We start from the raw sequence: 19,420 nt of genomic DNA on the forward strand, positions 1-19,420 counted from the left end.
TATTATAATAATATATATACATAAATATATGAATTTGTTTTGTATAAGAAATAAGATTGCCTTATCTTTTATTTTCTCGGTTTTAGTTTTTATATTAATTCTTGTAGTTTTTATTTTATCCATTCAAGCTCAAGTTTACTCTGTTAGGTTTTTTGTCATAAATTATCTTGAATCGAAATTGGGATTTAAAATCAAATATGATAAAATTGCTCCTTATTTTTTGTCTTCAATAAAAATAGATAATCTGGAATTAAGTTTAAGTGAGCGAGATAAAATATTGATGGATACTGTTAAAGTAAATTTGGATTTATTTAAGCTGTTGTTAGGAGATAAAAACATTATTTTGGATGTTTTTGTAAAGGGTAGTATCTTGAGTTTTGATTTAAATGATTTGCTTCTTAAGTCTCAGAATTTGAATTCCCATACATTGGAATTGAATGATGATAATACGAGTTATGCAATACTTGGTAAAATTTTTAGTGAGTTTGACAGTCTTCATATTTATTTAGAAGATATTAAAATTAATCTTAAATTAAATTCTGATAAATTTTTGAGATTTCAGATTAATAATTTTGCATTAAAGACTGTTGATGATGATTTTTTATTTAACTTTATTGTTGATTTTATCCCTCTTTCAGGTTTGAATTCTAATGTTAGTGCGGAGAATATTTTTGATTCTACTTTTTATTTTGAAGGTAAATTTAAAAAGGATCTTAAAGATGGATATATTAATTTTAATTTTTTAGAATTGCACACAGGTTATTTTTCTTTGCTTGAGCAGGGATTTCAAATAAATTATTCAAAGGGAAATATTGAAATTTTTAATGTAAAAGAAAATTTGGATTTTAACTTAAGATATGATTTTAATAAAAATTTTTTAAGATTAGATGCTTTGTTCTTTGATTTAAATCTTTTAAATTGGATAAGACTTAATGAGAATTTAAGTTATTATAAAAATTATCTTGATACAAATTTAAATGGTCAATTGGCATTTTCTTATGATTTTAAAGATAAAGATTTGAGGTATGCATTATTATTAGATTCATCTTCAAAAGCTGAAATAATAGGAAAAGAGATTCAGGGAGTAAAAATACAGATTAAGGGTAATGAAGAAGTTGCAGATATACAAAATGTTTTCATAAAACTTAAGAGAGGATTTATTTCTTATAAGGGTTTTTATTCTTTAAAAGATTTAGTACCAATAGGAAGACTTGATTTTAAATCTGCAAAGATTTTTAGTTGTAAAGATATTAATGGGTATTTAGATTTTAGTAATAAAAATAAATATTTTTTGGTAAAATCTGATAATTTCAGTATTGGAAGGCTTAAAGTTCAAGATTTAAATATGAAAACAAATTTTTATAAGGACAGAATCTATGTTGATTATTTGTTAAATTTTATTAACAATAAGTCTAAAATTTCATTAAAGGGTGATTTTAATAAAGAAAATTTTAATCTTAATTTAGGTGTCAAAGAGTTTCCTATGCTTTTTTTGAAGGATATTTTACCAGAATCATTCATTATTAAGATTATTCCTGAATATTTTTTCTCAGGTAAGTATTTGAATTTGGCTTCGGATTTTGATTTAAATACTTTTGATTATGCTAAGAGTAAATTGAATAATCTTAATTTTACTATCTCATCAAAATTAGATGATTTTAGTTTATTATTTGATGCTAGTGGAGAAAAGGGTGTTTATAAGATAAATTATTTTAATTATGGTAATGTAGATTGTAGTATAAATTCTAGTTTTTTTATACAGTTTTTTGAAGATAGTTTTAAGATAAATACTAAGATTAATTATTTGAATAGAACTTATCCTTTGTATTTTGAGTGGGATTTCAAAAATAGATATGTGAACTTTGAATTTTCGCCTAAGGCACGGGCCGGTCTAAATTATTCTGATTCATTAATAGTTTATTTTTTTAATATTAATAATTTTCATTTTTATAATGGAGATTATGAGATTTTATTGAATGTTAATTCTTATGGTAATTACCAAAAAGTTAATGATGATTTGAATGTTACAATTACTGATTTTAGATTAGATAGAATTTCTGATAATCCTTCTTACAATTTTAATTTTAGCTTTGAGGGTTTATATGAGCATAAAGAAATTAGTCTTTCAAATATTAGGTTTATCAATAAGGTTTCAAATTTACAAGGGCAAGGATATTTTAATTTAAATGATAAACTTCGTGGTGATTTGAACTTATTTTCAAACTTGAATTCAGAGCGTTATTTTTTTGGTGTTACTTCCAATGAAGATAGCAGTTATTTTTTTGGTAGATTTCAGGGATTAGATTTTAATAATTTGAAATTTTTGTCTTTATTAAACGGAAAAATTAATGGTAACTTTATTTTTGTATTGAGTTTTAAAGAGAGTAATTTATTTAATTACTCTCTTAATGCTTATCTTGAAACAGATAGTCTTTCTTTGGCAGGTATTCCTACATATTGTTCTTTAAATGTAGGATTGATTGATAATAATTTTAATCTTTATAACATAAAGGCTATCCAGAACAAAAAAGAAATTTTAACAGGTAATGTTAGATATGATATGAAGAATTCTGTTGGAGTTTCTAATTTGAATTTTAATAGCACACTTTTCTCTTCAAGTGTGAATGCAAGTTTTCAGAAATTTGAAAATAAAGAAGAGGAAGAATTTGGTATTTTAAAGAGTGAGACTGATGGAGAGATTGCTTTCAGGGCTATAAGGTATAAAGACAATGATCTATCTGATATTACAATTGAATTTAGAAATAATCTTGAAAGGTTTAGCATGTCATCAATTGAGTATGATCTTATTAATTGTTTGTATAAATATGGTAACGGTAATTTTAATATTAGGTTAAATGATTATTTACCTCTTAGTTTTGATGCGTCAGGTAACATTTTTGGAAATAAAATTGCCAGCAGCATTCAAGATATTAAATTTGATTCAAAGTTAATTACAAAAGATTTATTAGGTTCAAAAATACTTTTTAATTTTAAAAAATATTTTCTTCTTTATGATATTAATTTGGCTGGCAAATTGGATGTTAATGGTAATTTATATAATCCCAATCTTAATGGAGAGTTTGAGATCTTAGATGGTTCCATAAGCAATGGATATCTAAAATCTTCTAGACAGTATGGAAAGAGTAGGATTTTAAAGTTTGTTAATGTGCCGGTTATTATTAATGATAATAATGTGATTATTGAGCACAAATTTAATTTAGATTATTATTCTGATGTCAATTTTGCTGCACGGCTGAGCCTAAATTTTTTAAGTGATAGTGTTGTTGATTATTATAAAATAAATATTGGTGTTTATGGTAGTTCTGGAGCACCTATTCAGTTTGATGATATAACTATAAATTTTACTGGACATGTTTTAGGTGATTTTTTTATTGAAGGTAATTTTGAAGAGATTATGTTGAGAGGAAATCTGAATGTTTCGAATGCTTGGATTTACTTACTTGAAAATTCGATTGTTGATTTATTAATAGATCCTTATAAAAGATCAAGGAAGCCCATAGTGTCTGATGTTAAATTTAAGGGTTTGGATATTGATATGGATTTTAAAATTCATTTTGATAGTAATGTTGCTTTTCATTGGCCCGATAATAAGATTTCTTTTTTGAATGCTGTTATTGCAAGAGGGAATGAGCTTGAGGTTAAATTTGATACTAAAACGGATGATTTTCTTCTTAAGGGAGATTTGAGTATTTCAAGTGGTTCTTTTAATTATAATAATAATCAATTTGTTTTCAAAGGTGGTTCATACATATCTTTTAATGAAAATAAGAATAAATTTGATCCTTGGGTAAAAGCTGAGGCAACAAATGTCATTAAGGATGGTAGTGAAAATTTGTTAATAACAATGAGTATAGATGGGCCTTTAAGTTTGTGGAAGCTTAGCTTTTCATCTTATCCTGTGCGAACAGAGCAAGAGATAAAATATCTTTTATCAAATGCAATAATTGGAGGCGAGCATGGCTTACAGTCAGCGGGCACAAATACGGCTGAAATGGCACTTGGTTTAGCTAGTGATATTCTGGTTGATCTGATAGTACAACCTATTGAAGATTATGTGCGTTCTGTATTAAAATTAGACCTGTTGAGTATAAAAACGGATATATTAAGGAATGCTATTGGTACCTTGGGGAATCCAACAACTTTTGCAGGTGTTCTTGATAAGACAAATGTTAAAGTGGGTAAGTATATTGTCGATGGTGTTTTTGCTAAAGCAGGATTTGGATTTTTGAAAGAAAAAGTCACGCCATTTTCTCAGAATTTAAACTTTAGTGTTAATTTTGGTCTTGAGCTTGATTCGCCATTTTTCTTTGTTGACTATGTTTTTGATTATAATTTTATGAAACATGGTCATGGGATAGGAAGTCAAATATCTATTTTTTGGAAGTTTAAATACTGAGTTATTAAGGGGTTTGCGATGCGGTTATTTAAAACTTTTGTTTTTATGGGTTTTTTCTTGTTTGTATTTGATTTTGTTTATTCTCAAGATGACTATAAGGGCAAAATGATAAGGAGTATTGATTTTAATGGACTTAAGAATATAAAGGAAAATGATCTTGGATTTATTTTAAATTCTTATTTGGGACAACTTTACTCTGATGAACTTTTTGATAGGTTGCAAATTGATCTTTATGCCCTTGATTATTTTGAAGGATTTATTCGACCTGAGTTTAAATTAGAAGATGATAAGCTTGCTATTACATTTTTTGTAAAGGAAAAATCCTTAATAAATACTGTTACTTTTATTGATTATAGTGGAGTTTTTTGGAATAGTGAATTGCGAGATAAATCAAGTGTTAAAGTAAAAGATGCTTTAAATCTTTCAAAGGTTAAGAAAAGTGTTGTTGAGTTTGAGGAAATGTATAAAGACGCTGGTTATCTTGATGTTTCTGTTGAATTTGATGTTAAAGAGGAAAATGCTTTAGTAGATATTGTGTTTAAAATTAATGCTGGTCCTAAATATGTTGTTAAAGAGGTTTCTTTTGAGGGTAATTTGAACTTTAAGAGTAGTACTCTTAGAAAATATTTAGTATCAAAAACTGCATCTTTGTTTTTTGATGGCAAATATTTAGAGTCAAATGTTGCTAAAGATAAAGTGCGACTTGAATCTTATTATAAGAATAATGGATACGTTAATGCAAAGGTTGTAAATAATACTGTAGATATACAAGATCCTGTTGATTCTAAAAAATTAGAGAAAGGGGTTTATTTAAAGTATTTTATTTCAGAAGGCGATGTTTTTAAGTTTGGTAAGTTTGAAATTATTGGTAATTTAGTTTTTCAATTGGAAGAATTGCAATCTTTAATTACCTTTAAAGAAGGGGATATTTTTGATGATTCGAGATTTGAACAGGATTTTGCAAAAATTAGGGAAAAATATTATTCAGATGGTTATATTTTTACAGAGATTGTACCTTCCAGAATTATAAGAGATGAATTTGTAGATTATTCTATTAAGATCTTTGAAAGAGAGAAAGCACATATTGAGTCTATTACTGTTTCAGGTAATAAGAGAACATCTGATCATGTAATTCTTAGAGAAATTCCGCTAGTAGAAGGTGATATTTTTAGTCTAGAAAGGCTTCGTATGGGAATGCTTAATTTGCAAAGAATTGGCTATTTTGGAAATGTTATACCCGACATTGTTCCAAGTAATACTGAAGGTTTAATGAAAATAAATTTTACTGTAGAAGAGCGAGAGACAGCAAGTTTTAGATTTGGTATGAATTTTGGTGGGGTGAGTAATTCTTGGCTTCCATTCTCAATTTTTGGACAATGGGAAGAATCTAATTTTTTAGGTGAAGGGTATTCTTTGTCTGCAAGACTTAATCTTGCTTTTTCAGAGCAAAGCTTTCGATTTATGTTTGAGGATAATTGGTTTATGCAGACTAGGTGGACTGTTGGAGGATTTATTGATTTTTCACATTCTATAAATACAGCTTATCAAGATATTAATGGTCCTATTTTTGTAGGAAAAAAGGAAGTCCCTGACCCTTTTGTAAGTTGGGTGGGATATAATGGTGCTAAAAATTTTTCGGATTATAATTTTATGAATTATTCTTTAGCTAAATTTAGTATTAGTGGATTTACTGGCTATAATTTTTTAAATTATCTTGGTAAGCAATCATTTATTGGTACTGTGCAAACTGCTTTGAAATATGTATATTATGATAATAATGTTAATAGACCTTCAAATTACTATTTAAGAGATAATCATAATACTGTTAGATTTGAAAATTCTCTTGGTTTTAGTATTGCGTGGGATACAAGAAATTCCCAGTCTTTGTCTAATAATGGTTTTTTGCTTAAGCAACAATTTGATTTCTTTGGTGGATTTTTATTTGGGCAGAGTCATTTTTCAAAATCCACAACAACTTTTGAAAGATATTTCTCTCTTTTGGGATATCAGGATGTTTTTAACTCATTTTTTGATTTAATCTTAACTCTACGAAGCGTTTATTCAAATATTTTGCCACCACTTGGGAATGGTTTTGAAATAGAATTACAGCCACATCACCTTATAGTCATTAGTGAGAACTTTATGATTGCAAGAGGATGGGGAATTTTGAACAATATTTATAGTTCATTTGTTAATACTGTTCAGTTGTCAATGCCTTTAATTAAAAATATTCTGGTTTGGGATATTTTGTTTTTAGATGTGGCTTCGTATTCTCTAGAAGGACAAGACAATGCTTTATTTGTTCCTTTTGATAATTTTATTTTTAGTTGGGGTTTTGGAGTTAGAAGTGTATTGCCTCAAATGCCTTTATCTCTTGTAATAGCGTATCCATTTCATTTTAATAATGCAGGTGTTAATAGGTATCATGATTTTTATGGAGGATTCAAATTTTTCTTAGCAGTTGATATGAGATACTGATATAATTTAGTCAGTTTGTATACTGATATAATAAGGAGGATTTTATGGCTTTAGTAGTTTTTGTATTTTCATGTTTCTTCCCATTAAATATTTTTTCAGTCAATATGACAAAAGTGGGTATTGTAGATTTTGAAAAAGTTGTAATTGGATTTTTGAGTCCACAGTTAAAATCTAATCTTGAAAAATTAAAAAGTCATTATCAAGAGGAAATAGATACTTTGAATTCTGAGATTAAAGATTTGAAAAAAATGTACGATGAATCTGTTAGTCTTCATGATTTGGAAAACGCTAAATTATATGGCAATCAGTATAACTTGAAGATTGATGAGCTTAAGAAGCTTAGAAGCTTGGCTAAGAATAATCTTGAGCAACAGAAGCAAATTAATATAAACAGTCTAAATAGTGATGGATTGCTTTGGAGCAAAATACTTAATGGTGTTCAGTATGTTGCAGAAGCTCATGGTATTTCTTTGGTTATGAAAAAGGATAGTCCTTATATTCTTTATTATAATAGTACAGTTGATATAACAGACGATGTAATTAAGCATTTAAGTGAGCAATAGTATTTTGTTAGAATTTTTCTTTAATTATTGTTTTATTTTTTATTGCCTATAATCAAATATTGAGGGTCAATATTTGATTTTAACATTGATCTTAAGTATTATATTGTATGCGTTTAAGTCATTAAATACTCTTTCATATCACTTTTTAAGTATTCTTATTTTTTTTTAATATGAGACCTTTTAAGTTTTTAGTTGCTTTCTCTAAATGAATTTATTGAATTTTATTAATTAAGCTTATAAAAGTAGTATTTTAAGTATGTTGTAAAATTTTAATAATATCAATTATAATTTTAATATTGGCTAAATTATTAACAAATAATTATTAACAAATATGGAAAAAGATCTTACGCCTATGATGAGGCAATATTTAAATATTAAAAACAAATATAAAGATGCTATTCTATTTTTTAGAGTAGGTAGTTTTTATGAAATGTTTTTTGATGATGCTATCCAGGGAAGCAAGCTTTTAGGTTTAACTCTTACTAAAAAAGAGGATGTTCCTATGTGTGGAGTGCCTTGTCATGCGAGTAAAGAATATATAAAAAGGTTAATTTTACTTGATAAAAAGGTTGCGATTTGTGAGCAAGGAGTACAAACAGATTCTAAGGGGCCTTTGGAAAGAGAGGTTGTTGAAGTTATAAGCCCTGGAGTTGTGGTTGATGAAGATTTTTTGCAGGATGATGTTAATAATTACTTGGTAGCTATTAGTGATTATAAGGATTACTGTTCATTTTCGTATATAGATTTATCAACATCTAGGCTTGGAATAATCCTTTATGAGTGTAATTTTTTAGAAAAATTAAGACGGGATATTGAAAAGTACTTTCCAAGAGAAATAATAGTTTCTGAGAGCTTTTATTATCAGTATTCAGACAAGCTTGTTCTTGATCGATTTTTAGTCAATAAAGTTCCAAATTGGCATTTGAATAAAGAAATTGCTATAAAAGCATTAAAAGAGCATTTTAATGTGCTCAGTTTGAGTTCTCTTGGATTCAAAGAAGACGATCCTTATTATATTTCGTCTTTTTTAATTATCGACTACATAAAGAACAACTTGAAAAATTTATTGAGAAATATTGATACGATTCATATTAATAATGATTCTGCATATATGTTTCTTGATGATATTACTCAAATAAATCTTGAACTTGTTAAAAACAATAATGATCTGACTGCTAGTTATTCTCTTTATTCAGTTTTAAATGATTGCAAAACCTCAATGGGGAAGAGGCTCTTAAGAGAATATATATTAAATCCCCTTCTGGATATTGTTGCCATTAACAATAGATTAGATCATGTAGAATTTTTAAACAACAATATTAATTTAAGTATGAAATTAAGAGATATTCTTGGTGATGTTTGGGATATTGAAAGAGTAATCTCAAGACTTCAAATGAGAAAATATGTTAAGAAAGATTTTTTATTTATTCGAGAAGCTTTAATTGCATTTTTTTCGATAAAGGGGTTATTTGAAAAGTATTTTTTTGATTATTGGATATTCGATATTAATGATGAAGGTGATATAGGAGAAGTTTATTCTTTAATTAATACTTCTATCTCAGAGGAGCATGATGAACTTATTAAACATGGATATGATTCTAATATTGATCGTTTAAGAGAGCTCAAAAATAATGCAAGCAAGTATGTTGATGATTATCTTAATTTTGAGAGGAGTTTTAGTAAGATTAATGGTCTTAAAATTAAGAGAACTAACATTCGAGGTTTATTTTTTGAGGTTACTAAGAGTTATTATGGGCAAGTTCCATCTCATTTCATGGAAAGTCAAACTTTAAATTCTGTTAAAAGATATAAAACCAGTAAGCTTATTGAACTTGAAAAAGACATTAATGATGCTGAAGATAGTTTATCAGCTCTTGAACAAGAAATATTTGATGGGATAGCTTTAAGAATTGTTAAGCATAGTGCACTTATTAAAAGAATTGCTGAATTTTATGCATATGTTGATGTAATTTCTAATTTTGCATATTTAGCTAAGAAGAATGAATATGTAAGACCTACTCTGACCAATAACAAAGAAATTATTCTTGAGTGTGCCAGACATCCTGTTGTTGAACATTATATGAGAGGTTTGGATAATTTTACTAAAAATTCTGTGAAGATTGACAGTGAGAAATATTTTTGTTTAATGACTGGTCCTAATATGGCAGGTAAGTCAACTTATTTGCGTCAGACTGCTTTAGTTGTTTTAATGGGACATATTGGTTCTTTTGTTCCTGCTGATAAGGCTGTAATCGGGGTTACAGATAAGATTTTCTGTAGGATCGGAGCAAGTGATAATATTTCCAAAGGGGAGTCTACATTTTTAGTAGAAATGAATGAAACGGCTAATATTTTAAGAAATGCAACGCAAGATAGTTTGATAATTATGGATGAAGTTGGTAGAGGTACTAGTACTAATGATGGACTTGCTATTGCATGTTCAATAGTTGAATATATTTTAGGACATATTAAATCTAGGAGTTTATTTGCAACTCATTTTCATGAACTTTCAGCTATTAATCATAGTTCTTTTGTTAACCTTTCAATGAAAATTGAGAGGCAGGGTAATGAGCTTATCTTTTTACGAGAAGTTGAAGAAAAACCTTCTCTTAATTCTTATGGAATTTATGTTGCTCATATAGCTGGGATACCTTTAAAAGTTATTGAGAGAGCTAATATTATGCTTAAAAGCTTAGCAAATCGAGAGCACTTGTATGTGCCAGAATTTTTTACTTCAGCTATTTCTGTGACTAATGATAGTGAAGAAGAGATAGAAAAAAATTTATGTTATACAGCCGATCTTAATGCTTATTTAGAACTTAAAGATTTTATTTCTAAAATAGATATCAATAATATTACTCCTTTGCAAGCGATGAGTTTACTAAAAGAAATGGTTTTAAAGATTAAGGTATAGGTAAAGGAGTATAGATGTGTAATTGGGTTATTTTAAAAAGCATATTTCTTCCCTTTTGTTCTTGTTGTCATAAAGATTATGTTTGTTTGAATGCTCTTTGCAAGAGTTGTGTTGAATTTTTTCATTTTGATATTAAGATGAAAGGTAATATTTGGTATTTTTTTGAATATAAAAATGAATATAAAAGGTTGATTCTTGCTTATAAAAAAGATGGACAAAGATCGCTTGGTAAATTTTTTGCAAACGGGATTTTGCAATTTTTAAAAAGCATTGATTTTGATTTGGTTGTTAGTGTTCCTTGCAGTTTTAAGAGAAAGGCTTTTTATGGTTTTGATCATATGGAATATATTGGGGATTTATTGGTTAGTAATGGGATAAATTATATTAATGTTTTTAAACGAGGATTGGGTAGGAGTCAAAAATTTTTGCGTAGAGATTTGAGGCATAGTAATTTAGGAAATAAAGTTAAATTAAAATTGAGGCATAGAAATATTAAGCTTAAAAGAATCATATTGATTGATGATATTGTGACTACAGGGGTGTCCATGTCTTTGTGTGAAGATATTCTTACAAAATATGGAGCTTGGAGTGTCCTAAAGCTATCAATTGCAAGGGGCTAGTTAGTTATTATTATCTTGACATTTATTGTTATTAATGTTAGCCTTTAGTTGCGTTGATTATTATATTTAATAAGGTTCTTTTGAAAGGACCTTATTCTTTTTGGGAATATGATTGATTAAAATTTTTGATAATAGTGAAGTTTACAATTTAATAAAGAATGTAGCATATCGGTTGGGAATTGAAGCTATAGAAATGAACATTTTCAGCAAAAGAGATGAGGGGTAGGGTTCAAATAGTTCTTTATAAAAATGATGATTTTGAGTTTGATACGCTGTTTGATTTATGTAAAATGGTTTTGTTATGCTTGGAGTTAGTTCTTAAATATAATTTAAGCTTAGGGATCTCTATGCCTGGAATAAATAGGGATATGACGAGTGATAGAAAGTTTAAAATTTTGAGGGTAAAAAGATTAAGTTAATGTTAGATAATGATTTTGAAGAAGGTTTAATCTTGAGAGCAGAAATAGATAGTTTTATTTTTAAAACAGATGATAAAGAGATAAGAGTTTTTTATACTGATATCAAGAAAGCTAAATTATCATAAAGGAGTCGTGGGTATATGATAAAGGGTACTGGTCAAATGATTTCCAATATTGCTAATGATAGAGGAATGAGCATAGATGCTATTCGAAAGACAGTTAGGGAATCTATGATGATAGCTTATAAGAAATATTTTGGAACGAGTGAGAATGCTTTAGTTAAATTTGATGAAGATACTGGAGATTTAGTAGTTTATTCCAAAAAAAAGATTGTAGAGAAAGTTCAGGATGACATACTTGAAATATCGAAAGACAATGTTCAAGAATTTGAAATTATGGAAAATGGATATGCATATGTTGAAATTGATCCTAAAATTTTTGATAGACTTTCAATTCAAGTTGCTAAGCAAAGAACTAAGACTGATTTGCAGGGAATTGAGGATAATGAACTTTACTTAGAGTTTAAGCACAAATTGCATAAAATTGTTATTGGTTATGTTCAGCAGAATAGGAATGGAGATCTGTATATTAATCTTGGTAGTACAGATGGTGTTATTCCTAAAAAATATCAATCTCCAAGGGAAGTTTATGGGCTTAATGATAAAGTTCGAGTTCTTGTTTATAGTGTAAATAAAGGGAAAAATGGGGTGGAGGTAGTTTTAACAAGAACTCACCCTAAATTTATTGAAGAGCTTCTTACTCTTGAGATTCCTGAAATTGAGGAAGGTATTATTAAGATTCATAAGATAGTAAGAGATCCTGGTTATAGGACTAAGGTTGCTGTTTATTCTGAGAAAGAGGAGATTGATCCTGTAGGTCCTTGTATTGGACAGAAGGGTGTTAGGATTCAATCAATCATTAAAGAACTTGAGGGAGAAAAAATAGATATTATTCCTTATTCTAAAGACATTAAAGAGTTTATTAAAGATGTTTTAACTCCTGCCAAAATAGATAATGTATATATTGTTGATGAGGATTTGCATAAGGCTTTAGTAGTGGTTAGCGATGATCAACTTTCGCTTGCAATAGGTAAGATGGGGCAGAATGTTAGACTTGCAAATAGGCTTCTTGATTGGGCAATTGATGTTAAGACTAATAGTCAGTTTGCAGAAATGAAAGCAAGTGGAGAGTTTAAACAAGAGACTTTTGAAATGTTTGACAAGATTATGGATAATGTTCAAGAAGATGAATTTGAGGAAATAAATAAGATTAGCGAGCTTAAAATTCTTGATGGTGATATTGTTGACAAGTTGATTGAGGCAGGTTTTGATGATATTGATAGTTTTTTAGATGCTAGCGAAAAAAAACTTTTTGAGCTAGGAATAAGTTATGAAAAGCAAGAAGAAATAAACAAGATCTTGAAAGAAGGGATGGTAATAATTTCTAATGATGATGGATCTATTGAAAGTGTTAAGGAAGAAGAAGAGTTGCTTTGTCCTGAATGTGGGTCTGTTATTAATGAAAATATGACTTTTTGTCCAGGTTGTAAGATAGGGCTTAGCTTTGAATTTGAAGAGGAGTAGTAGTTTGTCAAAAAATATTGATGATGATAGCAATGAGGATGAGAGAAAAATTAAGGTTGTTAAGTTGCGAAAGAAAGTAGTAAAGGTTGTAGCCCATACTGATAGAAATTTAAATAAATTTAGAAAAGATTTTGTTGAATCTTCGAGTTCATCTAGTAATCAAGGTTCTAATAAAGGATATTCTTATGGGAATAGAGATAGGGTGGGGGGTGGAGTGAGACCTTCTTCTTTACAATATACAGATAAAAGTCATGCTGGGGGGGGTCATCAGCAAGGTCATAAAGGGCCTTTTAATAGAACTCATCTTCATAGTAAAGATAATAGAGGATATTCTTATGGGAATAGAGATAGGGTGGGGGGTGGAGTGAGACCTTCTTCTTTACAATATGCAGATAAAAGTCATGCTGGGGGGGGTCATCAGCAAGGTCATAAAGGGCCTTTTAATAAAATTCATACTAATAGTAGTAGTACTACTGGTTCCCAAACATTTAGACGAGTAATAAGGACTAAAATTGTTTCTAGTGTTGCTGCACTATCACCTGCTGATTCTGATAATAAGGGTCTTAATAGAAAGCTTGGTGAAAAGAAGAAGCAACAGCAGGAAAGTCAGAAAGGTTATAAGAGGAAAAAAGAAGAAATCGAGAGTAAAACAATAGAACAAAAAGTTTTTGATCAGCTTCAGAAAAAAAAGAAAGAAAATTTGGCAAATCCAATTCCTAAATCAATTGATATTATGGGAACTATTACTGTTTCTGAACTTGCAAGAAAAATGAATTTAAAATCTTCAGATTTAATTGCCAAACTAATGACTTTAGGTGTGATGGTAACTATTAACGAGAAGATTGATTCTGACACCGCTACTATTTTGGTTGAAGAGTATGGTGCTAAAGTGAATGTTGTTTCAATTTATGATGAAACGGTTATAGAAATAGAAAAAGATGATGAGAGCAAGAGGATTGCAAAACCCCCTATTATTACAATAATGGGACATGTTGACCATGGAAAAACTAAGCTTTTATCTGTGTTGCAAAATATTGATATAAATCAAACTGAGTTTGGTGGGATTACTCAACATATTGGTGCTTATACTATTAATTATAATGATCATGAAATAACATTTTTAGACACGCCAGGACATGAAGCTTTTACGATGATGAGAAGTCGAGGAGCTCAGGTTACAGATATTGTTGTGCTTGTTGTTTCTGCTGTAGATGGAGTGATGCCACAGACCATTGAGGCTATTAATCATGCAAAGGACGCTAAAGTTCCAATTATTGTTGCAATCAATAAAATTGATCTGCCAGATTCGAATTTGGATAAAGTTAAGCATCAGCTTTCAGAATATGATTTAGTTCCTGAAGATTGGGGAGGGAATACGATTTTTGTTGCAATTTCAGCTCTTAAAAGTATTGGTATTACAGAACTTCTTGATATGATTATTTTGCAAGCAGAAGTAATGTCATTAAAGGCTAATCCAACTAAAAGAGCTATTGGTAGAATTCTTGATGCTAAAGTTGACCTAGGTAGGGGAATAGTTTGTTCTGTTATAATTGAAGATGGAACGCTTTTTGTGGGGGATTCTTTTGTTGGAGGAGTCTATCATGGTAAGGTTAGAGCGTTAGTTAATGAGCGAGGAGTCTCTGTTAAGAGTGTTGGTCCTGCAAAAGCGATTAGTGTTTTGGGTTTTTCATCAATTCCTCAGGCTGGTGATCCGTTTCAGGTTACAAAAACGGAAAAGGAAGCTAAATTAATTAGTTCTAAAAGACAAGATCTTAAAAAATATGAAGATGCTAAGAATGTCAAAAAAGTTACTGTGTCAAATCTTTATGATTCAATTAAGGATGGAGGGCTGAAGGAACTTAAGATAATTTTAAAGGCAGATGTTCAGGGTTCTGTTGAGGCTTTAAAGCATTCTCTTGAAAAATTAACCAATGATGAGATTAAAGTAAAAGTTATTCATTCATCAGTAGGAGCAATAACAGAGACTGATATTAGTTTTGCAGCGGCAAGTGAAGCAATTATGATTGGTTTTCATGTGCGACCTACAGCAAAGGCACAATTATTAGCTGATCAAGAAAAAGTTGAAATTAGAAAATATAATATAATTTATGATGCAATAAATAGTATTAAATCGGTTCTGGAAGGGATGTTGGAGCCAGATATTGAACAGCAATTTATTGGATTTGCTGAAGTTCGTGATGTTATTAACCTTCCTAAGGTTGGAGTAGTGGCTGGATGTTATGTTTCGCAAGGATGTATAAAAAGGGATGCCATAACCAATGTTATGCGCGAAGGATTTCAGGTGCATTCAGGTAAGATTTCTTCATTAAAGAGATTTAAAGAAGATGTTAAAGAGGTTAATGCACAATATGAATGTGGAATTATGATTGATAATTACTCTGATATTAAAGAAGGAGATATCATTGAGGCATTTGAAATTAAGAAAGTAAAGAGGCGCTTTAATTCTTAAACATTTGCTTTGTTGTTTTTATTTATGGAAAAAGAGATAAGAAAGTCAAAACTTGAAAGTTTATTAGTTCAAGAGATTGGTAATTTAATAGTAACAAAGGGAATTAAAGATCCTAGAGTACATGAGTTTTTAACTGTTGCAAGAGTTGAAGTTTCAAAAGATTTAATAAATGCTAGAGTATTTATTTGTTCTATTAAAGAAGGGGCTTCTCTTGATAATGCCATTAAAGCATTAAATAATGCTAAAGGCTTCATTCAAAGAGAGATTGTTAAACGCATTAGAGTCAGGAATACTCCAAAATTAAATTTTTTAAGAGATGATACTATTTCTAAGGCTTTTTATGTTAATAAGGTAATTGAAAATTTAAGTTTTAGTGAAGAAAAATAGAGTGTGATGAATGGAATTATTTTATTAAATAAGAAAGTTGGAATAACTTCTTGTAGCACCCTCTTTCCTTTAAAGAAATATTTTTCGACAAGCCGAGTTGGACATACTGGGACTCTTGATAAGTTTGCAAGTGGTCTTTTGGTTGTTCTTGTTGGTAGATATACTAAACTTTCAAGTTATATTACATCTTTAGATAAAGAATATGTATCAGAGTTTGAGTTTGGAATTGAAACCGATACTCTTGATCCTAACGGTAGAGTAGTGAATACAACAGATTATATTCCGAATTTGGAAGAATTAACTCGTGGGATTAGGTCTTTTATAGGTGAAATTTATCAAACTCCACCTAGATTTTCTTCAGTGCATTTTAAAGGAAAAAGAGCTTATAAGTTGGCTCTTAATGGAGAGTCTTTTAAACTTAATCCTAGAAAGATTAATATACATGATATTCAGGTCTTAAGCTATAATGTTGATTCTCATATTTTGAAGTTAAGGATAGAATGCTCTAAGGGAACATATGTTAGAAGTATAGCAAGAGATTTGGCACTTTCTTTGGGCTCATTTTCTTATGTTAAGAGTCTTGAGAGAACTAAGGTTGGAGATTTTAGATTGGATAATGCTTGCTTTTGTGAAGATTTCAATATAAATTCTTTAATGAGTTTAGAATCTTTGAGGCTTTTTGAAAAAATTTATGTTGATAATAATATGATTAGGGCTATTAAAAATGGTATTCATATCAATATTGTTATTAATGTTGGTGAATATAAGATTTTGAAGTCTAGAGATGGAGAGATATTAGCGGTAATTTATGGCATTGGTTTTAATAAATATAAGTATGTTCTTGTTTTTTGATAATTAGTTACCTCAAAATACAGCAATTTTATTGCAATACATTTACAAAAAATAGTAGTAAAATAGGGTATTTGGGATAAGGAAGTATGTTAAATGTGTTAGGGTAATAAATAATTGGTTTGATTGATTTAATTGGTATTTTGTGAAACTTGGAAAAAGTCTTTGGTTTATTTTTGTTATTTGAATAAAAAAATATTATAATTTACTGTGAAGATTTAATTATAGCAAAATGGTCTGTTTTAGGCTTTGCTATGATGGTATATGGAGTCATTTTTATGGTTAGTAAAGAACAAAAACAAAAAATAATTACAGAATTTGGGAAAAATTCAAAGGATACAGGTTCAGTTGAAGTTCAAATAGCGTTAATTACGGGTAGAATAAGGTATTTAACAGAGCATTTAAAGATCAATAAAAAGGATCATAGTTCTAAGAGGGGTTTGTTAAAGTTAGTTGGACAGAGAAGGAGCCTGTTAAGATATTATCAGAAAAAAAATTTGGAGGCTTATAGAACCTTAATAGCTAAACTTGGACTTAGAAAGTAATAAGGGGTTAATTTTGAAAAAAGTTTTAAAGTTGAAAATAGGAAGAGAAGATTTAATTTTGGAAACAGGCTTATTGGCTAAGCAAGCAAATGGCGCGGTTCTTGCTACTTATGGTGGTTCTACTGTTCTTGCTACGGTCTGTTGCTCAAATTCAGTTCGTGAAGATTTAGATTTTATTCCTTTGTCTGTTGAATATAATGAAAAGTATTATGCTGCTGGAAAAATTCCTGGGGGGTTTATTAAGAGAGAAGGTAAACCGAAAGATAAGGAAGTACTTGTTTCTAGATTAATAGATAGACCTATGAGACCCCTTTTTGATAAGAGGTTTGGTAGAGAAATTCAGGTTGTTCCTACAACTTTGTCTACAGATCAGATGAATCCTCCTGATATTGTTGGGATGAATGCTGCATTTGCATCGGTTTTTTTATCGGATATTCCGTTTGATGGTCCAATTGCTGCTGTTAGAATAGCCTATTTAAATAATGAATTTATAGTAAATCCTTCTTTTAGTGAGATAGAAAATTCTGTGCTTGATATTGTTGTTGCAGGGAGTTTGGATGGGATTACAATGGTTGAAGGTGGTGCTAATGAAGTTAGCGAGGAAGTTTTAATTTCTGCTATAGATCAAGCTTATGAATATATTAAACAAATTTGTAATCTCCAAAAGGAATTTATATCTATAATCGATAAGAGGGAAAAATTGCCACTTGCTTATGAGGAAAGAGTATTTGAGTTTAAGGATGAACTTAAAAGTTTAATTTATTCTGAACTTAAGGATGCTTGCTTTGTGAGGGGCAAGCTTAATAGAGATAAGGCTATAAAATTAGTCCAAAAGAAAGCTTATGAACATTTTTCTTCTATCAATCAAGTAAATGAAGATAGTGAATTTCTTTTCTATAAAGCTTTTGATGATTTTGAGCGAGAAATTGTTAGAAAATCAATTCTTGAAGATAATCTTAGAACTGATGGACGTACTCCTACACAGATAAGAAATATTGTTGCTGAAGTTGATCTGTTAAAGAGAACACATGGTTCTGCTCTTTTTACAAGAGGTGAAACTCAGACATTGGCTGTAACAACTTTGGGCACAAGTATTGATGAACAGATAATGGATGATATTGATGGTGATAAGCGTCTTAATTTTATGCTTCATTATAATTTTCCTCCTTTCTCTGTTGGGGAGACAGGTAGACTTATGACTGGCAGGCGTGAGATTGGACATGGTCACTTAGCTCAAAGATCTTTGGAAGCCATGTTACCTAAGAAAGATGATTTTCCATATACTATTAGGGTAGTATCTGAAGTGTTAGAATCAAATGGTTCATCATCAATGGCTACAGTATGTTCTGGGAGTATGTCTTTAATGGCAGCTGGAGTTCCTGTTAAGGAGCAAGTTGCAGGAATAGCTATGGGTCTTGTTAATGAGGGCGATAAGTATGTTGTTTTAAGTGATATTCTTGGAGAAGAGGATCACTTAGGGGATATGGATTTTAAGGTTGCAGGCACTAAGAATGGAATCACTGGTTTTCAGATGGACATTAAGATTTCAAACGTTACAAGGCAGTTAATGAAGGATGCTCTTGAACAGGCACGAATTGGGAGGATGCATATTCTATCTATTATGGATTCTGTTATTTCAAGATCAAGAGACGATATATCTGTTAATGCTCCTAAGATTATTCAATTACAAATTGATATTGATAAAATTTCTCTTGTTATTGGGTCTACTGGTAAAACAGTTAAAGCAATTACAGATGAATTTGAAGTTAGAGTTCAAATTGAGCAAGATGGAAGGATTAATCTTTTTGGAACTGATAGCTTAAAGATGCAAAAAGCTAAGGAAAGGATAGAGAGTATTGTCAGAGAACCCAAGATCGGTGAGATTTATGAAGGAATTGTTAAAAAGATTAACAGTTTTGGAGCTTTCATTGAGCTTACTCCTATAAAGGAAGGATTTTTGAGTAACCGAGCAAAATTAAGAGATGATAGATATGGTGGTGATATTAGGAATTCTAAGTATGGCAATAGTAGACATTCTAGATATGGTAGAGATAATAGGACTACATTTAGTATGCGTCCCCCAAGATTAGAGGAAGGTCAAATGGTTAAGGTCAAAATATCTGATATCGATAAGTTTGGTAAGATTGAGCTTGAATTTGTTAGAGATTAGTAATT

The 19,420-nt window shown here is 29.6% G+C and carries 11 protein-coding genes and 1 pseudogene; all 12 read left to right on the forward strand.

Annotated features, from left to right (window positions below):
- Nucleotides 1-28 precede the first annotated feature (28 nt).
- The 12 genes and pseudogenes from K5Q05_RS03970 to pnp all read left to right on the forward strand — a co-directional run bounded on the left by K5Q05_RS03970 (nt 29) and on the right by pnp (nt 19,415).
- Nucleotides 29-4,417 (forward strand): translocation/assembly module TamB domain-containing protein, encoded by a 4,389-nt coding sequence (locus K5Q05_RS03970; protein ID WP_025443431.1) that lies wholly within the window; start codon nt 29-31, stop codon nt 4,415-4,417.
- 45 nt (nt 4,418-4,462) lie between these two features.
- A complete protein-coding gene (gene bamA, locus K5Q05_RS03975) occupies nt 4,463-6,895 on the forward strand; it encodes an outer membrane protein assembly factor BamA (protein ID WP_420043027.1) in 2,433 nt (810 codons plus the stop codon).
- Between the two features lie 44 nt (nt 6,896-6,939).
- Nucleotides 6,940-7,458, forward strand: coding sequence for an OmpH/Skp family outer membrane protein (locus K5Q05_RS03980; RefSeq protein ID WP_025443429.1), 519 nt, complete (start codon nt 6,940-6,942; stop codon nt 7,456-7,458).
- A gap of 331 nt (nt 7,459-7,789) precedes the next feature.
- The gene (gene mutS, locus K5Q05_RS03985) at nt 7,790-10,372 is read left to right on the forward strand and encodes a DNA mismatch repair protein MutS (RefSeq protein WP_025443428.1); all 2,583 of its coding nucleotides are present in this window, start codon (nt 7,790-7,792) and stop codon (nt 10,370-10,372) included.
- Between the two features lie 14 nt (nt 10,373-10,386).
- Nucleotides 10,387-10,992, forward strand: coding sequence for a type I phosphoribosyltransferase (locus tag K5Q05_RS03990; RefSeq protein WP_025443427.1), 606 nt, complete (start codon nt 10,387-10,389; stop codon nt 10,990-10,992).
- A gap of 112 nt (nt 10,993-11,104) precedes the next feature.
- Nucleotides 11,105-11,536, forward strand: a pseudogene (gene rimP / locus K5Q05_RS03995) (ribosome maturation factor RimP).
- Nucleotides 11,537-11,551: 15 nt separating this feature from the next.
- Nucleotides 11,552-12,994, forward strand: a complete 1,443-nt coding sequence (gene nusA / locus K5Q05_RS04000; protein ID WP_025443426.1) for a transcription termination factor NusA — start codon at nt 11,552-11,554, stop codon at nt 12,992-12,994.
- Nucleotides 12,995-12,998: 4 nt separating this feature from the next.
- Nucleotides 12,999-15,464, forward strand: a complete 2,466-nt coding sequence (gene infB / locus K5Q05_RS04005; protein WP_099497046.1) for a translation initiation factor IF-2 — start codon at nt 12,999-13,001, stop codon at nt 15,462-15,464.
- Between the two features lie 24 nt (nt 15,465-15,488).
- The gene (gene rbfA / locus K5Q05_RS04010) at nt 15,489-15,851 is read left to right on the forward strand and encodes a 30S ribosome-binding factor RbfA (protein WP_025443425.1); all 363 of its coding nucleotides are present in this window, start codon (nt 15,489-15,491) and stop codon (nt 15,849-15,851) included.
- 3 nt (nt 15,852-15,854) lie between these two features.
- Nucleotides 15,855-16,703 carry a tRNA pseudouridine(55) synthase TruB gene (gene truB, locus K5Q05_RS04015; RefSeq protein ID WP_025443424.1) on the forward strand — a complete coding sequence of 283 codons (849 nt, stop codon included), beginning with the start codon at nt 15,855-15,857 and terminating at the stop codon, nt 16,701-16,703.
- A gap of 275 nt (nt 16,704-16,978) precedes the next feature.
- Nucleotides 16,979-17,245, forward strand: a complete 267-nt coding sequence (rpsO, locus tag K5Q05_RS04020) for a 30S ribosomal protein S15 (protein ID WP_025443423.1) — start codon at nt 16,979-16,981, stop codon at nt 17,243-17,245.
- Nucleotides 17,246-17,258: 13 nt separating this feature from the next.
- Nucleotides 17,259-19,415: a polyribonucleotide nucleotidyltransferase gene (pnp, locus tag K5Q05_RS04025; RefSeq protein WP_025443422.1), complete on the forward strand. Its 2,157-nt coding sequence runs from the start codon at nt 17,259-17,261 to the stop codon at nt 19,413-19,415.
- Nucleotides 19,416-19,420: the final 5 nt, after the last annotated feature.

Origin of the sequence: Borrelia miyamotoi (assembly GCF_019668505.1) — a bacterium.
Classification (GTDB): Bacteria; Spirochaetota; Spirochaetia; order Borreliales; family Borreliaceae; genus Borrelia; species Borrelia miyamotoi.

Coding starts and splice junctions, on each gene's coding strand:
- K5Q05_RS03970 (WP_025443431.1), top strand. CDS start 29: ATGAATTTGTTTTGTATAAGAAATAAGATTGCCTTATCTTTTATTTTC.
- bamA (WP_420043027.1), top strand. CDS start 4,463: ATGGGTTTTTTCTTGTTTGTATTTGATTTTGTTTATTCTCAAGATGAC.
- K5Q05_RS03980 (WP_025443429.1), top strand. CDS start 6,940: ATGGCTTTAGTAGTTTTTGTATTTTCATGTTTCTTCCCATTAAATATT.
- mutS (WP_025443428.1), top strand. CDS start 7,790: ATGGAAAAAGATCTTACGCCTATGATGAGGCAATATTTAAATATTAAA.
- K5Q05_RS03990 (WP_025443427.1), top strand. CDS start 10,387: ATGTGTAATTGGGTTATTTTAAAAAGCATATTTCTTCCCTTTTGTTCT.
- nusA (WP_025443426.1), top strand. CDS start 11,552: ATGATAAAGGGTACTGGTCAAATGATTTCCAATATTGCTAATGATAGA.
- rbfA (WP_025443425.1), top strand. CDS start 15,489: ATGGAAAAAGAGATAAGAAAGTCAAAACTTGAAAGTTTATTAGTTCAA.
- rpsO (WP_025443423.1), top strand. CDS start 16,979: ATGGTTAGTAAAGAACAAAAACAAAAAATAATTACAGAATTTGGGAAA.